Source organism: Thalassiella azotivora, assembly GCF_054781695.1.
Map to the genome: position 1 here is coordinate 1 of NZ_BAAGTX010000044.1, position 5084 is coordinate 5084.

The 5084-nt window shown below is 75.4% G+C and carries 6 protein-coding genes; 2 read left to right on the top strand and 4 right to left on the bottom strand.

Features of this window, described 5'->3' with window-relative positions; genetic code table 11:
* Nucleotides 1–1111, bottom strand: a 1111-nt coding sequence (locus ACYVQV_RS18830; protein WP_461024853.1) for a sigma-70 family RNA polymerase sigma factor, incomplete at its 3' end; no start/stop codon positions are given.
* Between the two features lie 312 nt (nt 1112–1423).
* On the opposite strand from ACYVQV_RS18830, the gene ACYVQV_RS18835 reads away from it, so the two are divergent.
* Nucleotides 1424–2059, top strand: a complete 636-nt coding sequence (locus ACYVQV_RS18835; RefSeq protein WP_461024854.1) for a hypothetical protein — start codon at nt 1424–1426, stop codon at nt 2057–2059.
* On the opposite strand, the gene ACYVQV_RS18840 is transcribed toward ACYVQV_RS18835, so the two are convergent.
* The 3 genes from ACYVQV_RS18840 to ACYVQV_RS18850 are packed head-to-tail and all read right to left on the bottom strand — an operon-like array spanning nt 2056 to nt 4102.
* The gene (locus ACYVQV_RS18840) at nt 2056–2775 is read right to left on the bottom strand and encodes a VOC family protein (RefSeq protein ID WP_461024855.1); all 720 of its coding nucleotides are present in this window, start codon (nt 2773–2775) and stop codon (nt 2056–2058) included. The two genes, ACYVQV_RS18835 and ACYVQV_RS18840, sit on opposite strands and share 4 nt — an antisense overlap.
* 53 nt (nt 2776–2828) lie before the next feature.
* Complete coding sequence (gene pyrE, locus ACYVQV_RS18845; RefSeq protein WP_461024856.1) at nt 2829–3386, bottom strand: orotate phosphoribosyltransferase; 558 nt, start codon at nt 3384–3386, stop codon at nt 2829–2831.
* An 11-nt stretch (nt 3387–3397) separates the two neighbouring features.
* A complete protein-coding gene (locus tag ACYVQV_RS18850) occupies nt 3398–4102 on the bottom strand; it encodes a hypothetical protein (RefSeq protein ID WP_461024857.1) in 705 nt (234 codons plus the stop codon).
* A 212-nt stretch (nt 4103–4314) separates the two neighbouring features.
* Between ACYVQV_RS18850 and ACYVQV_RS18855 the strand changes: the two genes are divergently transcribed.
* The coding region (locus ACYVQV_RS18855; protein ID WP_461024858.1) for an MFS transporter at nt 4315–5084 on the top strand (770 nt) is incomplete at its 3' end.

The window sequence follows — 5084 nt, forward strand, 5'->3', positions numbered from 1 at the left end:
CGCCCGCACCCAGCGCGCCGGCGCTCGCCGCACCGGTGCTGGCCGCGGCGCCGGAGGTCACCGCCGTGCCCGACGCCCCCACGGTGGAGGCGCCCGTCGTGGACGCGCCCGTGGTGGCCCCTGCCGACGACGCGCCCGTCCCGGTCGCACCGGTCCCCGAGGCACCGGCACCGGACGACCCGGCACCGGACGACCCCGCACCGGACGAGCCGGCGCCCACGGCCGAGCCGGCGGTCGCGGCGGCAGCACCGGTCGCACCGAGCTCGACGAGGTACGCGGTGACGGCGCCGCCCAGCACGATGGGGGCGACGATCGCGCGCATGCCCACGCCGACGTCCTTGAGGTCCGCGGCGACGGCCCGGCAGTCCTCGCACGCGTCCAGGTGCGCCTCGACGGCGGAGGTCTCGCGCACGGACGTCGACCCGCGGACGTACGCGGCGAGCCGCGGCATGGTGGCCTCGCAGTCGCGGCGCTGCGCGGCGGGCACGTGAGCGGCGAGGTAGGCGTCGCGCAGGCCGCTGCGGGCGCGCATGGCGAGCGCGGACACGGCGTTGGCGGACATGCCGAGCAGGGGCGCGAGGTCCCGGGGGTGCATCCCCTCGACCTCGGTGTGCCAGAGGACGGCCTGCCAGCGCTCGGGCAGCTGGGAGTAGGCCTTGGCGACGAGCGTGCGCTCCAGGCCGGCGACCGCGGGGTCGACGAACGGCTCGCCCGGGTCGTAGTCGGTCATGTCCTCGACGGGCTTGACGCGCTGCCCGGCGACGGCCCGGTCGACGTGGACGCGACGCACCGCCGTCAGCAGGTAGGGGCGAAGCGCGGACGTCGGCCCGTTGCCGTTGCGCAGTGCGTTGAGGACCTTCGTGAAGGCCTCGGAGACGAGGTCGTCGGCGTCGCTGGGGTGCTTGGTGAGCTGGCGGGCGAGCGCGCGGGCCGCGGGGGAGTGGCGGCGGAACAGCTCGCCGTACGCCTCGGCGTCCCCGGTGCGTGCCGCGGCGAGCAGCTCGGCGTCGGAGGGGGCCTCCGGTGCGGCGGCGAGGTCGGTGACGATCGCCAGGCCGTCGTAACCGTCCCTGGCACCGTCGGGCTGCGTGGCGGACGTGCTCGCCGTCACTGGGCCTCCGGTGGGTCGTGGGCCGGTGGGGAAGCGGCTCCGGATCTTTCACCCGGTCGGCGCGTCATGAGTCGCCGGGTCGTCGGTCTCGACAGCGTGGCACCTACCCACCTCCCGGCGCGATGGTCCCGGGCCATCAGGTCCCGGGCCGTCACCCGTGCGGAGTCCTCAGTGCGCCTGCCCGAGCCCCACGACTGGCCTGCCGTGTCCTCGTCACAGGCAGCAACGCTGCGTGACTCATGGTACCGGCGGAGTGCGGGTGCGTCGTGGTCGTCGTCCACGGACTGGTGGGACCCGGCGTGCGACGCGCTCGTGGAGGCGCTGACGACGCAGTCCGACCCCCGCCCCGCGGTCCGGCGGCTGGGCGTCGTGCGGTCCCGGCTGGGGGTCACGGTCGAGGAGACGATGGACGACGTCATCGCGCTCTGGGCGGTCTGGGCACGCACCGAGCCGCCCGCCCGCGTGATGCAGGCGGTCGCGGCCGGCTGGGCGGAGGCCGGCCTGGAGCCCGCCGGGGCGGCCAGCTGCTTCGACCCCGTCACCGGGCTGTGCACCCGCGCCCACCTGGAGGCGCGCCTGGCCGAGCTGTACCGGTCGGGGGCCCTCGGTGGCCGCGCCGCCGGCTACCAGCTGGTGGTCCTCGACGTGACGGTGCTGCCGGCGCCGCGTCGCGCCGAGGACCTGGCGTGGCGGCAGGTCGAGGCGATCGGCCGCAGCGCGGAGGCGTTGCGCCGCGCCTTCCACGACGGCGAGACGCTCGCGCGGCTGGCGCCGGCGCGGGTGGGGGCGCTGGCCGAGTCCGGGCCCGACCTCAACGGCAAGCTCGGGGCGCTCGACGCCCTGCTCGCCGCGGGGGCGCAACCGGACGTCGCGCCGGCGGTGTGGGTGGAGGCGCTGCCGCGGACGTTCTCGACGGTGCCGCAGCTGCTGGTCGACCTCGGCCGCTAGCCCGTCGGGCCGGCCGGGCGGTCCCGGTCCTCCCAGGTGCACACGCACGCCTCGTTGCCCTCGGGGTCGGCGAGCACCCAGAACGCCCGGGCCCGCGCGTCGCTGAGGAGCGTGCCGCCGGCGTCCAGGGCCGCCTGCACGCGGGCGTCCGCCTCGTCGTGGGGGACGGTGACGTCGAGATGGACGCGGTTGCGTTGTGGCCGCGGGGCGTCCATCTGCTGGAACCAGACGGCCGGCCCCTGCCCGAGCGGGTCGACCAGTGCGCCGGTCGGGCCGCCGTCGGCGGGGTCGTCGGCGTAGGCCAGCACGGCCTTCCAGAACGGCCGGACCGCCGGGATGTCGAGGGCGTCGATCCCGATCTCCAACGACTGGACGGAGTGCGGACCGGCGAGCGGGGCGAGCCCGAGGCCGAGGCCCTGGACGGCGTCCCGCACCGCGGCGGCGAGCTCGGTGTCGCGGGTGGTGACGTCCGCGGTCGCCTGCGTCTGCAGGCGCAGCTCGACGCGGCCGGGGCGCAGGTCGACGCGCAGGTGCCCGTCGGCGTCCGGGCCGCAGGCGAGGACGGCGGTCGCGGTCACCTCGGCGGCCTGGGTCACGCCGTCCACCGGGACGGCGGTGTGCAGCGCGCCGAGCAGGTAGCGCCAGCCGATGTGCTCGACGGCTCCCTGCGCCTGGGTGCGGGTGAGAGGTCGGGGCGTGCCGTCGGCGTCGCTCATGCCGGCATCCTGGCAGCGGGGACCGACGTCCGCCGCCGGTCGCGCGGGTCGGCTCAGGTCAGGCCGAGGTCCTGCGCGGAGTAGGCGGCGAGGTAGGTCAGCCCCTCGGCCTCGACGACCTCCCGGGCACCCGAGCCGCGGTCGACGATGACCGCGACGGCGGCGACCTGCGCGCCGGCCTCCCGCAGGGCCTGCACGGCGGTCAGCGGCGACCCGCCGGTGGTGGAGGTGTCCTCAACGACGACGACCCGCCGCCCGGTGACGTCGGGCCCCTCGATCCGGCGCTGCAGCCCGTGGGCCTTGGCCTCCTTGCGGACGACGAACGCGTCCACCTGCTGCCCCGCGGCGGCCGCGGCGTGCAGGATCGCGGCGGCGACCGGGTCGGCGCCCATCGTCAGGCCCCCGGCGGCGTCGACCGTGACGTCGTGCTCGGCGAGCAGGTCGAGCATCACCCTGCCCACGAGCGGCGCGGCTTCGTGGTGGAGCGTGATCCGCCGCAGGTCGACGTAGTAGTCGGCCTCCGCGCCGCTGGACAGGGTGACGCGGCCGTGGACGACGGCAAGGTCGCGGATCAGCTCGAGCAGGCGGTCGCGCGCCGCGGTGGAGGTCACGGGCGGCGAGCCTATCCGCCGCGTGTGCGGGCCGATGGGGTGTGCTCTCGCCCGCTCGGCTCGGCGAGGTGGTCCGCGACCCGCAGCTCGACGTGGAACCCGTCGGCGAAGCCCGTCTCGCGGACGGCAGCGGCGACAGCGGACAGCGCCCAAGTCGCCGCTGTGACGGTCCACTCCGGGACGTGGACGACCGCTGTGTCGCTCTCGACGGCGAACGGTGCGAGGGCGAGACCTTCGAGGCGGCTCAGCGCGCCCCGCTGGACGGTCGTCGGAGGGCCCTGGCACGTCAGCTCCGCGTGCCGACCGACGTGGGGAGGGCCTGCGCGGAACCAGTTGAGCGCCTGCTGCAGGTAAGGCAGCGACTGCCGGTCCGCCGGGGCGGCAGGGAGACCCGCCTCGACCGCCGTGACGGTCGAGACACCGAAGCGGGCGATGGTGTCGTCCACCGCGACGCCGAGTGCGGGGAGGTACCTGTGGACGGCGCCAGGCAGGGTCGGCTGGACGCGGAAGTGACCCAGATCGCCCTGGCCGGTCCCGGTGAGCTCCGCCTCGATGAGCCCGAAGATCTCCTGCCGCTCCCCGGCGGCGCTGCTGAACGTCGAGTCCCATCCCATGAGCTCGAGACGGGCACGGCACACGCTGTAGGCGTCCTCCGCGAGGTCGGTCGATCGCGACCACGGGTGCGGATCCAGGTGGCCCGACACGCGCACGATCACGTCAACTTCGTCGGTGAGTGGCGCGTCGTGGTGTGCATCCCGGCAGCCTGTCAGGCCCCTACGACGCACTCAGCCCGCTGAGTGCGTCTATCGAGGGCCGGACGGCGCACTCAGCCTGCTGAGTGCGCACGGAAGCGGCGGCGACCGGCGGTGAACGGTGGTTCACTAGACGCGGTGAACACGCGTTCACCGCGAACCCCCGAGGAACCACCGTGACCCAGGCCCCTGCACCGCAGACCACCGCGCCCGCCGGCACCCCGGCACCCGCGGACCGGCGGACGTCCCGCACCGGCGTCGTCATCGCCACCCTCGCCCTGTGCGGCACGATCGTGTCGCTCCAGCAGACCCTCGTCCTGCCGCTGCTGCCGGACTTCCCGCGGCTGCTCGGCACCACCGCCGAGAACGCCACGTGGCTGGTCACCGCGACCCTGCTCGCCGGTGCGGTCTCGATCCCGACGGTCTCCCGCCTCGCTGACATGTTCGGCAAGAAGCGGATGATGGTCGTCGCCCTCGGCGCCACCGTCGCAGGCTCCGTCGTCGGGGCTCTCAGCACCGCGCTGCCGTTCGTCATCACCGCCCGGGCGCTGCAGGGCGTCGGCCTCGCGCTGGTGCCCATCGGGATCGCGATCATGCGCGACGAGCTGCCCCGCGACCGTGTCCCGCTCGGCGTCAGCATCATGAGCGCCACCCTCGCGATCGGTGCGGGCGTCGGGATGCCGCTCGCCGGTCTGATCACCGAGCACCTCGACTGGCACGCGATCTTCTGGGTGACCGGCGCGGTCGGGATCGTCCTGCTGGTGCTGGCGGTCGTCGTCCTCGACGAGTCGTCGGTGCGCACGGGCGGGGCGTTCGACTACCGCGGCGCCGTGCTGCTGTCCGTGGCGGTCACCGCGTTCATGCTCGCGGTGTCCAAGGGCGGGCAGTGGGGGTGGACGGCGCCCCTGACGATCGCGCTCGGTGTCGGCGGCGCGCTGCTCGTCGT